We start from the raw sequence: 17,030 nt of genomic DNA, 5'->3' as shown, positions 1-17,030 counted from the left end.
CAAACCCCAGGTAGGTGCTGACTGCATCTACCTGGGGTTTTATTTTGCCCTTTGACTTGCGACATTCCGCCGCCTACCTGTTAGTTCTGACAGTAGATTTTCCAGTGCACCATGGTTAATTAATACTTCCAATGCTCGATGCCAAACCCTTTGGCTGAATGAATAGGGAGTAACCCCATGAAAAGGACTCAATTCACTGCAGCGGCAATGGCAACGTTATTGATCAGTTATAGCGCCCTGGCCCTGGATGCGAACGAGGAGATAACCCCCAGCAGCGAGGGCTATCAGTACTTAGTCTACGCGGTGACCTGGCAGCCCAGTTTCTGCAAGCTCAAGCCGGAAACGTCGGGCTGCGATAAACCGCCGCAAAAGTTTTTGACCCATGGCATCTGGCCCTATAACAACAGCATCGGGCAAAAAACCAATCGCCACCCGGCCGCTTGTAATACTGCTCCCAGCTGCGAATCAGCTGCAAAATGCGATATCGACGAGAATAAGCTGCAAGAGATTTCCAATACCCCGGAAATTGCCGAGCTGGTAACTGTCGCCCCGCAAGGAATGTTCAGGTACGAATGGAAGAAACATGGTACTTGCGCCGGAAAAACAGAGAGTGCGTATTTCAAGGATATTGTCAGACTGCGAGAGGTGGTCGACTACAACGAGCCCATATTTAACGCCTGGGTAGGTCACAGCGTAGAGTTCGACCTGCTCAAAACAGCATTTCCCAACAATACTTCCTTCCGCTGTTTCATGCTTGAAGGCAAGCAGTATTTGCATGAGGCGTTCTACTCGATCAATCCGGACGGCACCCCCTATTACGACGATGGGTCCCTCCAGATTGGCATCCCTTGCGAGCCACAAGAGACTTTCATTCCTCGTGGAACCTAGCCTTTTACCGTTTTCGGCGCCTTGCCTTCCTTCATCTGTTGCAGCAAAGGCGCGCACTGATTCGGCTCATCGCCGCTCGGTGCCACCAGCGCCAGCAACCCGGCAGCCGGGCCGGCAATAACGCCCAAGGCCACCATGCCGGCGCCGCGCAGGGCCAGGGGAATGGCTTTCACGCCAGCATTGGGCTTGATGAATGGCCCGTTGACGTACAGCGGCGAGCGCAGCGAAAACAAGCGAAAGCCCTTGGACTCCGGCGTGATGGTCAGGTCCAACTGCTCCGTTGCCATGTTCGCGGTGCCATCGATGTAGATGATGGCGTTCTCGGTATCGAACACAAACAACCGCGTGGTCGCCAAGCCCGTCTTGATGCCGAAGTCCGCCGCCGCGCAGTTGATCTTCACTTCCTTGTCGCCGAACAGGCGGCCCACCACGTAGTTGCCCACATTGAGCCCGGCGATTTCCATCAGGCCTCGGCTGATGGCGCCGTCGTTGATCAACATCTTCAGGTCACCGTTGGAGGTGCCCAGCAGCGCCGCCACGGAATTACCACGTCCGGATATATCGGCGTCGCCGTTGAGTTCACCGAAGCTGGTTTTCATCGGTTCAAAGCTGGGGAACAACTGCTTGAGTTTGAAGTTACGCGCCGTCAACTTGGCGCGGCCTTCCATCGGCGTGGTGCGCCCGTTCAAACGAATCTGCGCGTCGAGCTTGCCACCGGCCACGCCGAAACGCAGCGGTTCCAGGCTCAGTTGGCCATCGTTGAGCACCAGATGCGTATAGAGGTCGGTGAAGGGCAGGTCGGCACTGTGCACGATGCGCTTGCCGGTGAACTCCACGTCGGCATCCATGACACTCCAGCGCTCGGTGCGGAACTCTTCCACCGGCAGCACCTTGGTCGCCGGTTGCTTGCTCTCCCCGCCTCGAGCCTTTTGCTTGGCATTGGAATCAGCGCCGATCAAGGGCGCCAGGTCATCCATGAGCAACTGGTTGGACACCAGCGCGCCGCTGAGCTTGGGCCGCGGCTGGCTGGCGACATAGGCCAGGTCGCCGTGGATATCGCTGTTGCCGATCTTGCCGTTGAATTTTTCGTAGCGGAAAGAGGCGCCGCTGGCTTCATGCAGCTTGGCGATCAGGCGGCCATCGGTGGAATAGGCCGGCGAGTCCGGCAGGGTGACGCCGGTCAGGGGGTACAGGTTGCCCAGGCTGCTGCCCGAGAGTTTCAGGCGCAGGTCCAGGGCGCCGAGGTTCAGCGGGTCAGTCAGGGTGCCGGCCAGGGCGATGCTGGTGTCGGCGACTTTGACCTGGGCTTGCAGTGGGAACGGCTTGGCCGCGTCCTGCAATGCCAGCAGGCCGCCGATCTTGCCGGTAGCGGCGAGTTTCTGGCCGTGATATTGGCCTTTGACCTTCAGGCCGAACGCATAGTCCTGGGGCGCCGAGCCTTTTTCCAAAGCCTTCTTGGCATCGGCGTCGCCGACGATCTCGCCGAATGGGATCGGTTTGCCCAACGGGTCGATGATCACATCGAGCTGGGTCTTGAGGGTTTGATCGTCAAGGGTCACATGGCCCTTGTCGAAGCCGATAGCACCAATGTCCACCACCCAGTTGGAGGGCTCGGCGTCGGGATCCTTCGGATCGAACTTGAAGGTCCAGTTGGCGCGGCCATCGGCCAGGCGCTGCAACTGCGCACTGGGTTCGGTAAGGTCGATACGCGGGATCACTACGCGCTGCACCAGCAAGGCCAGGGGCGAAATACGCAGCTCGACCTTCTTGAGCGTAACCATCTGCGGTTGCTTGGACCAGTCGGGGTTGCCCAGGGTCAGGTCTTCGGCGATCACATGGGGCCACGGCACCCAGGCGCGCCAGCCGCCTTCATCAGGCTCTCGCTGCCACACCACCGCAAGGTTGCCGTTGATGGCGAACGGGCGATGCAGCTCTTCGGAGACCTTGGCATTAAGTGGCGGTTTGATGCGATTCCAGTCGAAGAACACCAGGATCAGCACCACGATGGCAATTAACAGAACGAAGCTGGCGCAGCTCCAAGCGACGATTTTACGAGTGCGCGTCATTGCACAGGACTCCTGAATACGACTGGCAGAGCTACCCCTCTAGAGCAGCCTATAAGACTACGACTGGCAAACCGCCCGGGGGTTTAACCCGATGGCTGATTTAGTCGCAAAAAGCCACTTTCCTGATCGAACGGACAGATTCCGATCATCACCGGCGCACCATTGTTACCCAAGTTCGTGTCGAAAATACCCACCCCGGTGCAAAACCGAGTGCTTGAGAGGCTCGATCTAGAGCCTTTGCAGGGAACAATCAATTCTGTTGATTATTACCATTGTGTTTATGAACTTTTATATCGACTTATCAAGAGTAGCATTAGCCCTGTACCCACTTTATCGCCCTCCCAAGGAGCAACCATCATGAAACGTCAATTACTCGCTACCGTCCTGTTATCTGTCCTGGCTTCCAGCGCTTTTGCCCTGCCGGCCGCCGAACAGGCCACCCCACAGAATAAAGCCCAGGCCGTGCAAACCAGCCAGACCGTGGCACGCAGCGGTTCGCAAGAAGACGAAAACCGCGACTATGCCAAAGGTGCCGTGGCTGAAAATGGCTACAACCGTCTGCAGGAAAAAGGCTTGGTAGAAGGCGGTGCTGAACAAGCCAACAAACGCGCCTACACCGAAGGCGTTGCTGAAGGCGGTGCCGACCGTCTGCAGGAACTGCATCAAGCACAGAGCTAAGCCCGTGGTGGCCCAGACAAAAGCCCGATCTGTCGATCGGGCTTTTGCTTTTATATAGACCGCGTCACGCTTCGCCCCCGCCAAGTTCGACGCCAGCAAAGCGCTTTTGCTAGAGTGCGTCGCTGTACTCGCCGACAAAGCCCATTCGCTCATGCTGCCCCGTGCCGAACAGAAGCAACAGACCCGCCTCGCCCTGATGGATGCAGCCCGCCATCTGATGGAGTGTGGCCGCGGGTTTGGCAGCCTGAGCCTGCGCGAAGTGGCCAAGACCGCCGGTATCGTGCCCACCGGTTTTTATCGCCATTTTGCCGACATGGACCAGTTGGGGCTGGTCTTGGTCAGCGAAGTCGGCCAGACCTTCCGCGCCACGATTCGCCTGGTGCGCCACAACGAGTTCGTGATGGGCGGCATTATCGATGCCTCCGTACGGATCTTTCTCGATGTGGTCTCGGCCAACCGTTCACAATTCCTGTTCCTGGCCCGTGAACAGTACGGCGGTTGCCTGGCGGTACGCCAGGCCATCGCGGCCCTGCGCGAAGACATCACCCGCGACCTGGCGGCCGACCTGACGCTGATGCCCAAGTTGCAGCACCTGGACCCAGAGGGTTTGCATGTAATGGCCGACCTGATCGTCAAAAGTGTGTTTGCCACCCTTCCCGACATCATCGACCCACCGGCCCATGCCCTGCCGGCTCACCTCACGCCCCAGGCAAAAATCACCCAGCAACTGCGCTTTATCTTTATCGGCCTCAAGCATTGGCAGGGGCTGGGCAGTACCGAGTAAGCCCTCAGCCGGCCTTATGAAAACGCTTGGCCGTGGTGTAGTTCTTGCTCCAGTACTTATTGCTCAACGAATCGATACGCACATGTTTGCCGGTACGCGGTGAATGAATGAACTTGCCTTCGCCGATATACAGCCCGACATGACTCACCTGCCCTCGCCCGTTGCCCTTGAAAAATACCGCATCGCCCGGTTTTAACGCTGTGCGCTTTATGGTCGCGGCAGTGGAGCGGTGCATCGCTGCCGTCGTGCGTGGCAGCTGAATATTGGCTTGGGTCTTGAACAGATAGACCAGGAAGCTGCTGCAATCAAATCCCTGCTCGGCAGACGTACCGCCCCACTTGTAGGGGGTGCCGAGCAATTGATGGGCTCGGTCGATCACATCGTCCACCGAAGATTTGGCATGGGTTGAAGCAAAGGTAGGCGGCTGTTGAAGATTGGCCGAAGCTGACGAGATGAAACACGACAGGCCGACAATGACTGAACAGATAAATGACTTGAACATGATGAATATCGCGGTGAATTAAACACGGCGCGAATCTTAAAGAACCATCACGTAAGCCCATGAAGGCGGATTCTTGCATCTGTGTAGGATAAATCCCTAAAAATGCAATGGATAATTGGATGAAAGAAGCTTCATACAATCCAAGGCCTCTTTCAGGAAAAGCGCCCTTTTCCAGTGCTATAACCAAATATACGCACCAAATTGAAACAACCATACAACCCGTGTATGCCCCATCCAGGCTCCACACCCCGTACCGACAGGCAATTCCTACGGCTATAGCGGGTTGGCAAGCCCCTTGCTCTAGCACTGCTATTGCTCATAGCTGGAAGCCTACTGATGCTGGTGATCCACCGCCGAATCGCCCCCCAAGCCCTCTGGGCCGCTGAGTTGCTGCTGACCTTCGAAGCCCGCAGCAAAAGCCGCTTGCGCTGTTTCAGTGCCGACGGTGAAGACGTCGGCCTGTTTCTGGAGCGTGGTCAGCCACCGCTGCACGACGGCGAATTCCTACAAGCCGAAGACGGACGTGTCGTACGCGTTCGCGCCAGACCTGAACAGCTGCTGCACGTCACTTGCCGCAACGCGTTTGAACTGACCCGCGCGGCCTACCATCTGGGTAACCGCCATGTGGCCCTGCAAGTCGGCGACGGCTGGCTGCGTCTGCTTGACGACTACGTGCTCAAGGCGATGCTGGAACAGTTGGGTGCCGACACCCAGACCATCGAGGCGCCATTCCAGCCTGAGCATGGCGCCTACGGCGGCGGCCATCATCACTCGCGCCATGGCGACGAAGACTTCAACTACCCGCCCAAGCTGCACCAGTTCGGCGTACGTCTATGAACCCAGCCTGGGCGCTGTTGCGCCTGGCCAGTCCACAATTGCCGATTGGCGGCTACAGCTATTCCCAGGGTTTGGAAATGGCCGTGGACAATGGCCAAGTACAGGATGCCGCGAATGCACGGCGCTGGATCAGCGATCAGTTGCTGCTCAATCTGGCGCGCTTCGAAGCCCCCCTGTTGCTCGCCCATTGCCGTGCTGCCGCTGCACTGGACTGGGCCGCACTGGCGCAGTTGTGCGAAGAACACCGTGCCAGCCGCGAGACCCGCGAGCTGTATCAGGAGAGCCGGCAGATGGGCTATTCCCTGCAACAACTGCTCACTGGCTTGCCGGAACTGGACAGTGCCGCCCGTGAGTTCCTTGCACAACGCGGCGAACCGCACCTGGCCCTCGGCTGGGCCCTGGCCGCCCGCGCCTGGCGTATCAGCCCTGAGGACGCCCTCGCCGCCTGGCTGTGGAGCTGGCTGGAAAATCAGTTGGCGGTGTTGATGAAAACCCTGCCCCTCGGCCAGCAAGCCGCACAACGTCTGACCAGCGAACTGTTGCCGCTGCTGCAACAAGCCCAGCAAGACGCCGAACGCATCGACCCCAAGCATTTGGGCAGCGCCGCCTTTGGCCTGTCCCTGGCGTGCATGGCCCACGAGCGCCAATACAGCCGCCTGTTCCGATCCTAGGATTTTTTTGGAGAACCAGATATGAACACCCAACCCCTGCGCGTCGGTATCGGTGGCCCGGTGGGCTCCGGCAAGACCGCCTTGACCCTGGCCCTGTGCCTGGCGCTGCGTGATCGCTATAACCTGGCGGTGGTCACCAACGACATCTACACCCGCGAAGACGCCGATTTTCTGGTACGCAACCAGGCCCTGGCGCCCGAGCGCATCATCGGCGTGGAAACCGGCGGTTGCCCGCACACCGCGATTCGCGAAGACGCCTCGATCAACCTGGAAGCCGTGGACCAGCTCAACCGCCGCTTTCCGGGCCTTGACCTGATTCTGGTGGAATCCGGCGGCGACAACCTGTCGGCCACTTTCAGCCCGGAACTGTCGGACCTGACCATCTATGTGATCGATGTGTCCGCTGGCGACAAGCTGCCACGCAAGGGCGGCCCCGGTATTTGCAAATCCGACTTGCTGGTGATCAACAAGATCGACCTGGCTCCGCTGGTGGGTGCATCGCTGGAACTGATGAACAGCGACACTCAGCGCATGCGCAACGGTAAACCCTTTGTGTTCAGCAACCAGAAAACCGGGGTCGGCCTGGAGGAGATCGTCGCCTTTATCGAACGCCAGGGCCTGCTGACCGCTGCCTGATCAACCTATAAGGAACCTGTTCATGAGCCTCAACAAATTCCTCGCCGCGGCCACGCTGCTGCTCGTCCCTGCCCTTGCCTTCGCCCACCCGGGCCACGGCGACAATGGCCTGGTGGCCGGTATTAGCCACCCGCTGGGCGGCCTTGATCATTTGCTGGCCATGGTGGCGGTCGGTCTATGGGCGGCGCAGCAACAAGGCAATGCACGTTGGGCGCTGCCTTGTGCCTTCGTTGGCACCATGTTGATTGGCGGGGTGCTGGGCTTTGAAGGGCTGCAATTGCCGGCACTGGAAAGCGGGATTGCGGCGTCGGTGCTGGCGTTGGGCCTGGCGGTGGCATTGGCAGTACGGCCGCCGCTTTTCGTAGCCGTGGGTGCTACGGCGTTGTTTGCGTTGTTCCATGGTGTTGCCCATGGTCTGGAATTGCCGGACATGACCAGCCCTTGGGCGTATGCCGCTGGGTTTGTGGGAGCGACTGCGGTGTTGCATGCCTTGGGCTATGCCGTTGTGCGCTTTCTGCCGGTTGCGGCAGCGCCCTTGGTGCGAGTGGCCGGGGCGGCTTCGGCGGCGACTGGGGTTTGGTTGTTGGCGGGGTGATTTGCGGCGCGGCTGAAAGCGCCATCGGGGACAAGCCCCCTCCCACACTTGACTGTATTCACAATCAAAATGTGGGAGGGAGCTTGCTCCCGATGGCGGTAGCGCAGACACCACAGTTCCCAAGCCTGCTACCATGCGCGCCTACACCCCTGCCGTGACGACGCCAGCCAATGCCCAGCGCTTCCCCCCCTTCCTTGAACACCGTGCTCACGCACTTCCACGACCTGATCGTACCCCTATGGCAAGGCCCAGGCTGGAATGCCGACCTGGCACTGCCCTTCGAGGCGCTGGACGCCGATCACCAGCCGCTGCCCCCGCAACGCTACCGCGCCATGGCCTGCGCCCGGCAGTTGTATGTGTTCGCCAGCCTGATCGGCGAGCCCGGGGCGGGCTTTGCCGAAGAACGCGCGGCGGCGCTGTTCCGTTCCCTGCAACGGCACTTCCATGATGCCGAGCACGGCGGCTGGTTCTACAGCATCGACCCGGCCGGCCAACCGCTGGACAAACGCAAAGACCTCTATACCCACGCCTTCATCATCTTTGCCTGCGCCCATTACTGGGCCAAGGTGCGTGAACCGTTGGTGGAATCGGTACTAAATGCCGCCCTGAAAGTGGTCGCCCAGCGCTTTGCCACGGGCGATGACTTGTATGAGGCCGTGCTGGAGCGCAACTGGGCCTCGCTGGGCTCAGGGCCATTGCAGAACCCATTGATGCACCTGGCCGAAGGCTTCCTTGCGACCCTCGCAGTGCGTGAGGATGCCGAAGTACAGGCGGCCCTGCTGGCGTTGGCGACGGCCATGCAGCAACGCTTCATCGACCGCGAGCATGGCGTGATGATGGAAAAACCGCTGGGAGCTGTGGATAACTGGTTTGAGCCGGGGCACCAGTTCGAATGGTTCTTTTTGCTGGAATCGTCAGAGGTGCTGCGCGGCACACCGCTGCATGCGTCACTGACACGGGCGTTTGCCTATGCCGAAGAAATGGGTGTGGATAAATCGAGCGGTGCGGTCAGTGGCATGCTTGCGCTGGATGGCGCGGTGCGCGACGGCACCCAACGTATCTGGGCTCAGGCCGAGTACGTGCGGGCACTGACGTTACGGCCAGGCAGTGAAGCGGTGCTGCAGCGCCAGTTGCTGGCGCTGCAAGAGCATTTTCTGCATGCCAAGGGCTGGCATGAATGCCTGGATGCCCAGGGCGCCGTGAGCCGACGGGATATGCCGTCGACTACGCCGTATCACTTGGCGACCTGCTACCAGGGTTTGATCAAGCAGCTTGGGTGATCTTCAGGGCCTCATCGGGGGCAAGCCCCCTCCCACACTTGTCCGCGTTTTCATGTTGAAAATCGTCCTAATGTGGGAGGGGGCTTGCTCCCGATAGCCTCACCTCGGACTAACGGCCCATCACGCAATCCACTTGCGATCCCCGGTAAAACTGATCGTCAGCCAACGCGCCGCATCCGGCGTGCCCAGCCCTGTGGATATCTCTTCGCGCAGCCCATCCAACGTCGCAACCTTATCCACCGGGTAATCCGCCGGCAATACCACATGAATCTCGATAAACCGCGCCCGACCGTGCTTCTGCACGTAGGACACGTAATCGTCGAAACCGTGCTTGGCCTGCGCCGCATCCATTACTTCGCGCACTTTGTCGTCCAGGTGGTCCGGGGCGATTCCCAATACCTCGCGCAACGCCGGGCGCAGGATCTTGAACGCCGGCGCCAGCATGCTCAGGGCCAGCAGGATCAGGATCAACGGGTCGACATACACCGCCCATTCGCCATAGCCCTGGGACTTGAGCAACAGCGCGGCAAGGAAGCTGATCAGCAAGCCCACCGAGAGCATCGCGTCCACCAGCCAACTGATGTTGTCGAACTGGATCAGCGATGATTTGAGGCTGCGGTTGCGGTAGCGCACATAGAAGAAATAGGCGAACTCCACGACGGTAAACACTGCCGCATAAATGATCACCAACCCCAACTCGATCTCGCGCCCGCCATTGATAATGCCGAACACGCCGTTGAGAAACGCGTAGATGGCAATCAGCAGCAGGAAGCTGCCTTCGATCAACAGCACCATCGGTTCCAGGTGCCAATAACCGAACTGGAAGCGCTCGTTGCTTTTCTTGGCGATCAGCTTGGCCGTGATCAGCATCAGCACCTTGATGGCGGTGGCGATCAGCGAGAAAAAACCGTCGAACAGAATGGATTGGGCGCCGGATATCACACCCGTGACAATCCCGACGATCGCCACAGCGAACATCAGGATCGTCGATTGTTTGAGCAGTGCCTGCTCACCTCGGTTACTCACATTTCCTCCTGTCAAAACCTTTAAACCGCACAGTGCGGAGGGTTTTCAGGAGCGGAGTGTACCTTATGTCCTGTTTTGGCCGATTTGACGCCATTTATTGTAGGAGCGAGCTTGCTCGCGAAAAACCCGAGCGCGCCGCGTGCATTCAGGATGCCTGCGTCATCGTTAACGTCTTTCGCGAGCAAGCTCGCTCCTACAATGTATTGCGCAGGTACTTAAGCCTTGGCCCCACGCTCAATCGCAAACCCAGCCCAGGTCTGGCTCACCGGCATCAGCTCCAAGCGGTTGATATTCACGTGCGCCGGCGTGTTCATCACCCAGAAAATCGTATCGGCAATATCCTGCGGCTGGATCGGCTCGGCACCTGCATAGGTGGCGTCATAACGTGCCTGGTCTCCGCCAAACCGCACCAGCGAGAACTCGCTCTCACACAGGCCCGGCTCGATGTTGGTCACACGTACGCCGGTGCCTTGCAGGTCGCAGCGCAGGTTCAGCGAGAACTGCTTCACGAATGCCTTGGAGCCGCCATACACATGGCTGCCCGGGTACGGGTAGTTACCGGCGATGGAACCCAGGTTGATGATCCCGGCGCCGCGACCATGGGCGATCAGGCGCGGCAGCAACAGACTGGTGGTGGTCAGCAGCCCCTTAATGTTGGTGTCGACCATGGTTTCCCAATCGTCGAGGTTGCACTTGGGCGCAGGGTCGGTGCCCACGGCCAGGCCGGCATTGTTGATCAAGCCACGCAGCTTGGCGAACGATGGCGGCAGGTTGGCAATGGCGTCTTCCATGCCCTTGCGGTCACGCACATCCACCACCAGGCCATGCACTTCGGTCTGCTTGGAAAGCTCTTCAACCAGCGCATTCAAGCGCTCGGCACGGCGACCGGTAAGCACCAGTTTCCAGCCGGCTTCGGCAAAACGACGGGCACAGGCTTCGCCGAAACCTGAAGTGGCGCCAGTGATAAATAACGTGTCGGACATGGTGTTCTCCTTGCGGGCATCGGGAAAAAAGCAGCCAGCAGAATGCCCTTACAGCGCCCCTGCGGCAACCGCTATGCACACATCTTGATGCATGATTGATCATTTTTTAACCACCTCGAGCAGAGCCTTATAAACCGTGGCTTGCAGCCATATGCGCGCAGGTTATCCACAACTGCGCCCACAGTCTTTGGGGGCAAGTGCAAACTGCTCGAAGCCGCTGTGTACAAGGCTTTCAGGCGGGTCTGGAAAGTTTTTTGCTTGACCTGGACGGGGTCGTATGTAGCCGCTGACATATGCGGAAAACCATAACGATGGCTCCAGGCCAGTCATTCCGGCCCCTGCGGGGGTCTTTCCAGAGTTTAGTCACAGACTTATCCACAGGCTGGACGGACATATTTCGGTCATATACCTGTGTCTTTAAACAGGTTGACAAAACCCTCGGACGGCCGCAAAAAAGCGGCTGATCAAAAAACAACCACAAGGCTGTAAGCCACGTGTTTAAAGGCTTTCAGCCAGCTACTCCCACGTTACCCACAGCCGGTTCCACAGTGGATGGGGACAAGTCAAAACTGTGACAAAACAGGGATTTGCGGCGGCTATATGTCGCGCTTTAGAGGGTGGCTGGATTTGTTTTCCACAATTTGGGAAAGGGCCTGATGGACCACGCAATCAAATGTGGGAGGGGGCTTGCTCCCGATAGCGAGTTGTCAGTCAGCACTTCTGAAACTGACACACCGCTATCGGGAGCAAGCCCCCTTCCACAGGGTACTGAGTACCAGTTAGTGACCGCCGAGGTAGGCGTTGCGCACTTCCTCGTTCACCAGCAATTCCTTGCCAGTCCCCGTCAGGCGAATCTCGCCATTGACCATCACATACGCCCGATCCGACAAACGCAGCGCATGGTTGGCATTCTGCTCCACCAGGAAGATGGTCATCCCGGTGGACGCCAGCTCGCGCAGGGTTGAGAAGATCTGCTTCACCACAATAGGCGCCAATCCCAGGCTCGGCTCATCCAGCAGCAACAGCTTGGGCCTACTCATCAATGCACGGGCGATGGCGAGCATTTGCTGTTCGCCACCGGACATGGTCATGGCCCGCTGGTTGCGCCGCTCCTTGAGCCGTGGGAACAGCTCGAACATGCGTTGCATATCCTCGCCGGCGAACTTGTCGCCAATGGGGATGGTGCCCATCAGCAGGTTTTCCTCGACGGTCATGTCGGGGAACACCCGCCGCCCTTCCGGCGACTGCGCAATGCCGTTGGAGGCGATGTAGTGGGACGACTTGTGGGTAATGTCGACGCCGTTGTACAGAATCTGCCCCGACTCGGCCCGAGGCTGGCCGAAGATCGACATCAGCAACGTGGATTTACCCGCGCCGTTGGAGCCGATCAGGCTGACGGTTTCGCCTTCGTTGATGTACAGCGAGACTTTTTTCAGGGCCTGGATCGGGCCGTAATACACGTCCAGGTCCTTCATTTCGAGGATAGGCGCGCTCATACCAGTTCCTCTTCGTCTGCGCCCAGGTAGGCCGCTATCACTTTCGGGTCGTTGCGGATCGCCTCCGGGCCGCCTTCTGCGATCACGTTGCCGTGGTCCAGCACCACGATGTGGTCGGAAATACTCATCACCATGCCCATGTCGTGCTCGATCAGCACCACCGTGAGGTCGTGTTCGTCGCGCAGCAGGCGAATCATCGCGCTGAGGGCTTCGGTTTCCTGAGGGTTGAGGCCCGCAGCGGGCTCGTCCAGGCAGATGATCTGCGGCCGCGTGCACATGGCGCGGGCGATTTCCAGGCGGCGCTGCTGCCCGTAGGAGAGCTCGCCGGCCAGGCGGTTGGCACAGTCCACCAGGTCGACCACTTCCAGCCAGTAGAAGGCATGGTCGAGGGCGTCGCTTTCGGCCTTACGGTAGCCTTTGGTGTTGAGGATGCCGGCCAGCAGGTTGCGGTTGACCCACATATGCTGGGCCACCAGCAGGTTTTCCAGCACCGACATTTCTTTGAACAGGCGGATGTTCTGGAAGGTCCGCGCCAGGCCGGCGCGGTTCACCAAGTGAGTGCCGCCGAACATCTTGTAGTACACGCGGCTGAGAAAGTTTTTCGGCGACACGAAGTCCACCGCCTTGAAGCGCTCGCCGAGCAGTTGGATCACATTGGTCTGCTGGCCTCGCACGTTGAGTTCGATCTTGCCGCCGCTGGCTTTGTAAAAGCCGGTGAGGCAGTTGAACACCGTGGTCTTGCCGGCGCCGTTGGGGCCGATCAGGGCGAAGATCGAGTTGCGCTCGACCTTGAGGCTCACATCGCTCAAGGCCTTGATGCCACCAAAGTGCATCATCAGGTGTTCCACGGACAGCACAACTTCCTTGCTCATGGTGCTACCCCCTTACGTGGCGTCACACCGGTACGGCTGATCCGAATCAAGCCACGCGGTCGCCAGATCATCATCACCACCATCAGCACCCCAAACAGCAGGACGCGGTACTCGGAGAAGCTGCGCAGCAGTTCGGGCGCCACGGTCAGTACGAATGCCGCGATCACCACGCCCACCGTCGAGCCCATGCCTCCGAGCACCACAATGGCGAGGATCAACGCCGACTCGAAGAAGGTAAACGACGACGGATTGACGAAGCCCTGGTAACTGGCAAAGAACACCCCGGCCAACCCGGCGGTGGACGCGCCAATGGTGAATGCCGAGAGCTTGACCAGCACGTGGTTCAGGCCCATGGAACGGCAGGCTATCTCATCCTCGCGCAAGGCTTCCCAGGCGCGGCCCACCGGCATACGCGTGAGTCTGTGCTTGATGTACAGCACCGCCAGCACCACCAGGAACAGCACGATATAGATGAACATGAACTTGACGTTGGGGTTGTAATCGATGCCAAAGAACTCGTGGAACGGGATGCCGCCATCCTTCGCCCGCTTGCCGAACTCCAGGCCCAGGAAGGTCGGCGAAGGCACTGGCATACCGTTGGGACCGCCGGTGAACGACAGCCAGTTATTGAGCACCAGGCGAATAATTTCACCAAAGCCCAGGGTCACGATGGCCAGGTAGTCACCGTGCATTCGCAGCACTGGAAAGCCAAGTATGCATCCGGCTAGCGCCGCTGCGATGGCCGCCAGCGGCAGCACCGTCCAGAAACCCAGGCCGAGGTATTGGTAGCCCAGCGCCAGGCCGTAGGCACCAATGGCATAAAACGCCACGTAACCCAGGTCAAGCAGGCCGGCCAGGCCGACGACGATGTTCAGGCCCAGGCCGAGCAAGACGTAGATCAACCCGAGGATGACCACGGTGAGCAGGTATTTGTTGGCGAAAATCGGAAACACGATGGCGATCACGATCAGCGCCGGAATAATCCAGCGCAGCCGCGACTTGTAGTCCGGTGGCAGCACGTGCACGCCCGAGCCGCTGCTTTCGAAACCCTGCAGGATCTTCACGCCTTTGGGGGTTTGCAGGAACAGGCTGAGGGCAAAGCGCCCAGCCATCACAATGGCGACCAACGTGGCAACGCGCACCGGCTCCAGGTTGAAGCTGTAGCCGTCGAGCACCACACCGACGATGGGGCCGAACACGATCAGCGAAATCAGCCCGGCGAGGACCGTATCGACCACACTTTTCTTGATATCAATCGATTTGGCAGCAGACATGTTTACACCTTCGCCACAAGTGGGCGACCAAGCAGGCCCTGGGGACGGAAAATCAGAATCACCACCAGCAGGGAGAAACTGAACACGTCTTTGTAGTCAGAGTTGACCAACCCTGCGAACAGCGACTCGGAGATACCGAGGATGATCCCGCCGAGCATCGCTCCAGGCAGGGAGCCGATGCCGCCGAGTACCGCTGCGGTAAATGCCTTGATACCGATAATGAAGCCGGCATAGAAGTCGAAGGTGCCGTAGTTGAGGGTGATGAGCACGCCAGCCAGGGCGGCCATGGCAGCACCGATGACAAACACGTAGGAGATCACGCGGTCGGTGTTGATACCCAGAATCGAGGCCATCTTGCGGTCTTGCTGGGTGGCGCGGCACATGCGGCCGAGCTTGGTGTATTTGATGATGTAGGTGAGCAACGCCATGCCGGCAAACGCCGCCACGAGGATGAACACTTTGGTATAGGTCAGTTGCACGAAGCCAGTGCCGATATCGACACGCCAGGCGCCGGCCAGCAGGGTCGGGATGCCTTGTTGCTTGGCGCCCTGGGCGATCTGGGCGTAGTTCTGCAGGATCAATGAGATACCGATGGCGCTGATCAGCGGAGCCAGTCGGGTGGAGTTACGCAACGGTTTATAGGCGACACGCTCAATGACCCAACCGTACACGCCGGTGACGACTACGGTGAAGATCAAGGTGCCGAGAATGAGCAGCGGGAAGGATTCGATGCCGAAGTAAGCCAGCAGTGCCAGACTGATCGCCGCGAGGTAAGCGGAAATCATATAAACCTCGCCGTGGGCGAAGTTGATCATGCCAATGATGCCATAGACCATTGTGTAGCCGATGGCGATCAGGCCATAGACCGACCCGAGGGTCAGGCCGTTGACCAGTTGCTGCAGGAAAATACCATCCATAACGCAATCTCACGCGGTGAGCACCTGCACACCAGTGGGTGTGCGGCGCTTCTGGAGGAAAAAACAGATCTTGTTCACAGCAAGGTCCCTGTGGGAGGGGCTTGCCCCCGATTGCGGAGTGTCAGCTGTACATCTGGTGGCTGACAGACCGTCATCGGGAGCAAGCTCCCTCCCACATTGGAACTGTGGTGCTCAGGCTTACTTCTGCTTTTCCAGCTGATGGTATTTGCCGTCTTTGTCCCACTGGTAAACCACGTAGTCAGAGACTTTCAGGTCGCCCTTGGCATCCCAGGCTTTTTCGCCCATGACGGTTTTAACCGGGTTGGCCTTTAGCCACTTGGCAGCGTCTTCACCCTTGTTGGACTTGGCACCGTTGAAGCCGGCGGCCAGGGCCTGGATCGAGGCGTAGGCGTACAGGGTGTAGCCTTCCGGCTCGGTGCCGTTTTTGCGGAACTCTTCCACCACGGTCTTGCTGTCCGGCAGCAGGCGCGGGTCGGCGCCGAAGGTCATGTACACGCCATCGACATACTGGGCACCACCGGCAGTCGCCACCAGTTCGTCGGTCACCACGCCGTCATCGGACATGAACTTGACGTCTTTCAAACCGGCTTCACGGATCTGGCGCACCAACGGGCCGGCTTCGGGATGCAAGCCGCCGAAGTACACGACATCGGCGCCCAGGGAGCGGATCTTGGTGACCAGGGCGCTGAAGTCCTTCTCGCCACGGGTCAGCCCCTCTTCCAGCACCGGCTTGACGCCGCGCTTGGTCAACTGCGCAGCGGTAGCGTCGGCCAGGCCCTTGCCGTAGGTGTCCTTGTCGTTGATCACCGCGACTTTCTTGCCCTTGAGCACGTCGACGATGTAGTCGCCGGCGACGATGCCCTGCTGGTCGTCACGCCCGCACATGCGGAACATGGCGCTCAGGCCGCGCTCGGTGACTTGGGGGTTGGTGGAACCCGGGGTGATGGCAATGATGCCGGCTTCGTCGTAGACCTCGGATGCCGGAATAGTGTTCGAGGAGCAGAAGTGCCCGACCACGCCGATGACTTTGTCCTGGTCCGCCAGGCGGTTGGCCACGGCGACTGCTTGTTTAGGTTCGCAGGCGTCGTCGCCGGCGACCAGCTTGATCTGCTCGCCGTTGATGCCGCCGGCCTTGTTGATAACGTCGGCTGCCGCCTGGGCACCCTTCATGTACTGCTCACCGAAAGCGGCGTTGGCGCCCGTCATCGGGCCCGCCACACCAATCTTCACATCAGCTTGAACAAACGTAGAAACACCCAGCGCCGCTGCAACGGCGAGGGCCAGAAAACCTTTCTTGTAAAACGTCTGGGACATGAGTGGTGCTCCGATATTTTTGATTTTTGGCACGACAACTTGCATTCAAACCTTTCACCGAAAGCTCAGAGCAAGCCGCGTGCCATTACGTTTTTATTCTTCAAAAAGACACGGTGTCATTGTTATTACAGGCGTTTCGACGCCTTCTGCCAGGACGTGCAACCGTCTAGCCTCTATAGGTGCAACCAAC

At 59.2% G+C, this 17,030-nt stretch carries 17 protein-coding genes; 8 read left to right on the top strand and 9 right to left on the bottom strand.

The window, feature by feature from the left end; genetic code table 11:
- The first annotated feature begins 177 nt into the window (after positions 1 to 177).
- Positions 178 to 888 (top strand): ribonuclease T2 family protein, encoded by a 711-nt coding sequence (locus KVH01_RS10340; protein ID WP_217881346.1) that lies wholly within the window; start codon positions 178 to 180, stop codon positions 886 to 888.
- On the opposite strand, the gene KVH01_RS10335 is transcribed toward KVH01_RS10340, so the two are convergent.
- Positions 885 to 2,954 (bottom strand): AsmA family protein, encoded by a 2,070-nt coding sequence (locus KVH01_RS10335; protein ID WP_217881345.1) that lies wholly within the window; start codon positions 2,952 to 2,954, stop codon positions 885 to 887. The genes KVH01_RS10340 and KVH01_RS10335 overlap by 4 nt on opposite strands.
- 357 nt (positions 2,955 to 3,311) lie before the next feature.
- Between KVH01_RS10335 and KVH01_RS10330 the strand changes: the two genes are divergently transcribed.
- The gene (locus tag KVH01_RS10330) at positions 3,312 to 3,632 is read left to right on the top strand and encodes a hypothetical protein (protein ID WP_003188116.1); all 321 of its coding nucleotides are present in this window, start codon (positions 3,312 to 3,314) and stop codon (positions 3,630 to 3,632) included.
- Positions 3,633 to 3,783: 151 nt separating this feature from the next.
- Positions 3,784 to 4,416, top strand: a complete 633-nt coding sequence (locus KVH01_RS10325) for a TetR family transcriptional regulator (RefSeq protein WP_043047825.1) — start codon at positions 3,784 to 3,786, stop codon at positions 4,414 to 4,416.
- A gap of 4 nt (positions 4,417 to 4,420) precedes the next feature.
- Here KVH01_RS10325 and KVH01_RS10320 read toward each other — a convergent pair whose 3' ends face one another.
- Positions 4,421 to 4,918 carry a C40 family peptidase gene (locus KVH01_RS10320; RefSeq protein WP_043047827.1) on the bottom strand — a complete coding sequence of 166 codons (498 nt, stop codon included), beginning with the start codon at positions 4,916 to 4,918 and terminating at the stop codon, positions 4,421 to 4,423.
- 336 nt (positions 4,919 to 5,254) lie between these two features.
- Between KVH01_RS10320 and ureE the strand changes: the two genes are divergently transcribed.
- From ureE to KVH01_RS10295, 5 genes are all read left to right on the top strand, one after another.
- On the top strand, positions 5,255 to 5,755 hold the full coding sequence (gene ureE / locus KVH01_RS10315; protein WP_217881344.1) for an urease accessory protein UreE: 501 nt from the start codon (positions 5,255 to 5,257) through the stop codon (positions 5,753 to 5,755).
- Positions 5,752 to 6,426 (top strand): urease accessory protein UreF, encoded by a 675-nt coding sequence (locus KVH01_RS10310; protein ID WP_217881343.1) that lies wholly within the window; start codon positions 5,752 to 5,754, stop codon positions 6,424 to 6,426. Before ureE ends, KVH01_RS10310 begins: the two co-directional genes overlap by 4 nt.
- 21 nt (positions 6,427 to 6,447) lie before the next feature.
- Complete coding sequence (ureG, locus tag KVH01_RS10305) at positions 6,448 to 7,062, top strand: urease accessory protein UreG (protein WP_012721947.1); 615 nt, start codon at positions 6,448 to 6,450, stop codon at positions 7,060 to 7,062.
- 22 nt (positions 7,063 to 7,084) lie between these two features.
- Positions 7,085 to 7,657, top strand: coding sequence for a HupE/UreJ family protein (locus tag KVH01_RS10300; RefSeq protein WP_043047834.1), 573 nt, complete (start codon positions 7,085 to 7,087; stop codon positions 7,655 to 7,657).
- A 170-nt stretch (positions 7,658 to 7,827) separates the two neighbouring features.
- Positions 7,828 to 8,937, top strand: a complete 1,110-nt coding sequence (locus KVH01_RS10295; protein WP_217881342.1) for an AGE family epimerase/isomerase — start codon at positions 7,828 to 7,830, stop codon at positions 8,935 to 8,937.
- A 120-nt stretch (positions 8,938 to 9,057) separates the two neighbouring features.
- Here the strand turns inward: KVH01_RS10295 and KVH01_RS10290 are convergent, their stop codons facing one another.
- The 7 genes from KVH01_RS10290 to KVH01_RS10260 all read right to left on the bottom strand — a co-directional run bounded on the left by KVH01_RS10290 (position 9,058) and on the right by KVH01_RS10260 (position 16,840).
- Positions 9,058 to 9,963: a cation diffusion facilitator family transporter gene (locus KVH01_RS10290; protein WP_217881341.1), complete on the bottom strand. Its 906-nt coding sequence runs from the start codon at positions 9,961 to 9,963 to the stop codon at positions 9,058 to 9,060.
- Positions 9,964 to 10,178: 215 nt separating this feature from the next.
- Positions 10,179 to 10,946 carry an SDR family oxidoreductase gene (locus KVH01_RS10285; protein WP_043047840.1) on the bottom strand — a complete coding sequence of 256 codons (768 nt, stop codon included), beginning with the start codon at positions 10,944 to 10,946 and terminating at the stop codon, positions 10,179 to 10,181.
- A 779-nt stretch (positions 10,947 to 11,725) separates the two neighbouring features.
- Complete coding sequence (locus KVH01_RS10280; protein WP_046070667.1) at positions 11,726 to 12,442, bottom strand: ABC transporter ATP-binding protein; 717 nt, start codon at positions 12,440 to 12,442, stop codon at positions 11,726 to 11,728.
- A complete protein-coding gene (locus KVH01_RS10275; RefSeq protein WP_043047842.1) occupies positions 12,439 to 13,314 on the bottom strand; it encodes an ABC transporter ATP-binding protein in 876 nt (291 codons plus the stop codon). Before KVH01_RS10275 ends, KVH01_RS10280 begins: the two co-directional genes overlap by 4 nt.
- Positions 13,311 to 14,588: a high-affinity branched-chain amino acid ABC transporter permease LivM gene (livM, locus tag KVH01_RS10270; protein WP_217881340.1), complete on the bottom strand. Its 1,278-nt coding sequence runs from the start codon at positions 14,586 to 14,588 to the stop codon at positions 13,311 to 13,313. Before livM ends, KVH01_RS10275 begins: the two co-directional genes overlap by 4 nt.
- Positions 14,589 to 14,590: 2 nt before the next feature.
- Positions 14,591 to 15,505, bottom strand: a complete 915-nt coding sequence (locus KVH01_RS10265) for an ABC transporter permease subunit (RefSeq protein ID WP_198714708.1) — start codon at positions 15,503 to 15,505, stop codon at positions 14,591 to 14,593.
- 198 nt (positions 15,506 to 15,703) lie between these two features.
- Entirely contained in the window at positions 15,704 to 16,840 is a 1,137-nt protein-coding gene (locus tag KVH01_RS10260) for a branched-chain amino acid ABC transporter substrate-binding protein (protein WP_217881339.1), read from the bottom strand.
- Between the last annotated feature and the right edge of the window lie 190 nt (positions 16,841 to 17,030).

It is taken from the genome of Pseudomonas khavaziana (genome assembly GCF_019145205.1).
In the GTDB taxonomy this organism is placed as follows: domain Bacteria; phylum Pseudomonadota; class Gammaproteobacteria; order Pseudomonadales; family Pseudomonadaceae; genus Aquipseudomonas; species Aquipseudomonas khavaziana.
This window is presented reverse-complemented; position numbering and strand designations above follow the sequence as displayed.

Bases quoted from the DNA above. Each gene is read 5' to 3' on its own strand.
- KVH01_RS10340 (WP_217881346.1), top strand. From the start codon at position 178: ATGAAAAGGACTCAATTCACTGCAGCGGCAATGGCAACGTTATTGATC.
- KVH01_RS10335 (WP_217881345.1), bottom strand. From the start codon at position 2,954: ATGACGCGCACTCGTAAAATCGTCGCTTGGAGCTGCGCCAGCTTCGTT.
- KVH01_RS10330 (WP_003188116.1), top strand. From the start codon at position 3,312: ATGAAACGTCAATTACTCGCTACCGTCCTGTTATCTGTCCTGGCTTCC.
- KVH01_RS10325 (WP_043047825.1), top strand. From the start codon at position 3,784: ATGCTGCCCCGTGCCGAACAGAAGCAACAGACCCGCCTCGCCCTGATG.
- KVH01_RS10320 (WP_043047827.1), bottom strand. From the start codon at position 4,918: ATGTTCAAGTCATTTATCTGTTCAGTCATTGTCGGCCTGTCGTGTTTC.
- ureE (WP_217881344.1), top strand. From the start codon at position 5,255: ATGCTGGTGATCCACCGCCGAATCGCCCCCCAAGCCCTCTGGGCCGCT.
- KVH01_RS10310 (WP_217881343.1), top strand. From the start codon at position 5,752: ATGAACCCAGCCTGGGCGCTGTTGCGCCTGGCCAGTCCACAATTGCCG.
- ureG (WP_012721947.1), top strand. From the start codon at position 6,448: ATGAACACCCAACCCCTGCGCGTCGGTATCGGTGGCCCGGTGGGCTCC.
- KVH01_RS10300 (WP_043047834.1), top strand. From the start codon at position 7,085: ATGAGCCTCAACAAATTCCTCGCCGCGGCCACGCTGCTGCTCGTCCCT.
- KVH01_RS10295 (WP_217881342.1), top strand. From the start codon at position 7,828: ATGCCCAGCGCTTCCCCCCCTTCCTTGAACACCGTGCTCACGCACTTC.
- KVH01_RS10285 (WP_043047840.1), bottom strand. From the start codon at position 10,946: ATGTCCGACACGTTATTTATCACTGGCGCCACTTCAGGTTTCGGCGAA.
- KVH01_RS10280 (WP_046070667.1), bottom strand. From the start codon at position 12,442: ATGAGCGCGCCTATCCTCGAAATGAAGGACCTGGACGTGTATTACGGC.
- KVH01_RS10275 (WP_043047842.1), bottom strand. From the start codon at position 13,314: ATGAGCAAGGAAGTTGTGCTGTCCGTGGAACACCTGATGATGCACTTT.
- livM (WP_217881340.1), bottom strand. From the start codon at position 14,588: ATGTCTGCTGCCAAATCGATTGATATCAAGAAAAGTGTGGTCGATACG.
- KVH01_RS10265 (WP_198714708.1), bottom strand. From the start codon at position 15,505: ATGGATGGTATTTTCCTGCAGCAACTGGTCAACGGCCTGACCCTCGGG.
- KVH01_RS10260 (WP_217881339.1), bottom strand. From the start codon at position 16,840: ATGTCCCAGACGTTTTACAAGAAAGGTTTTCTGGCCCTCGCCGTTGCA.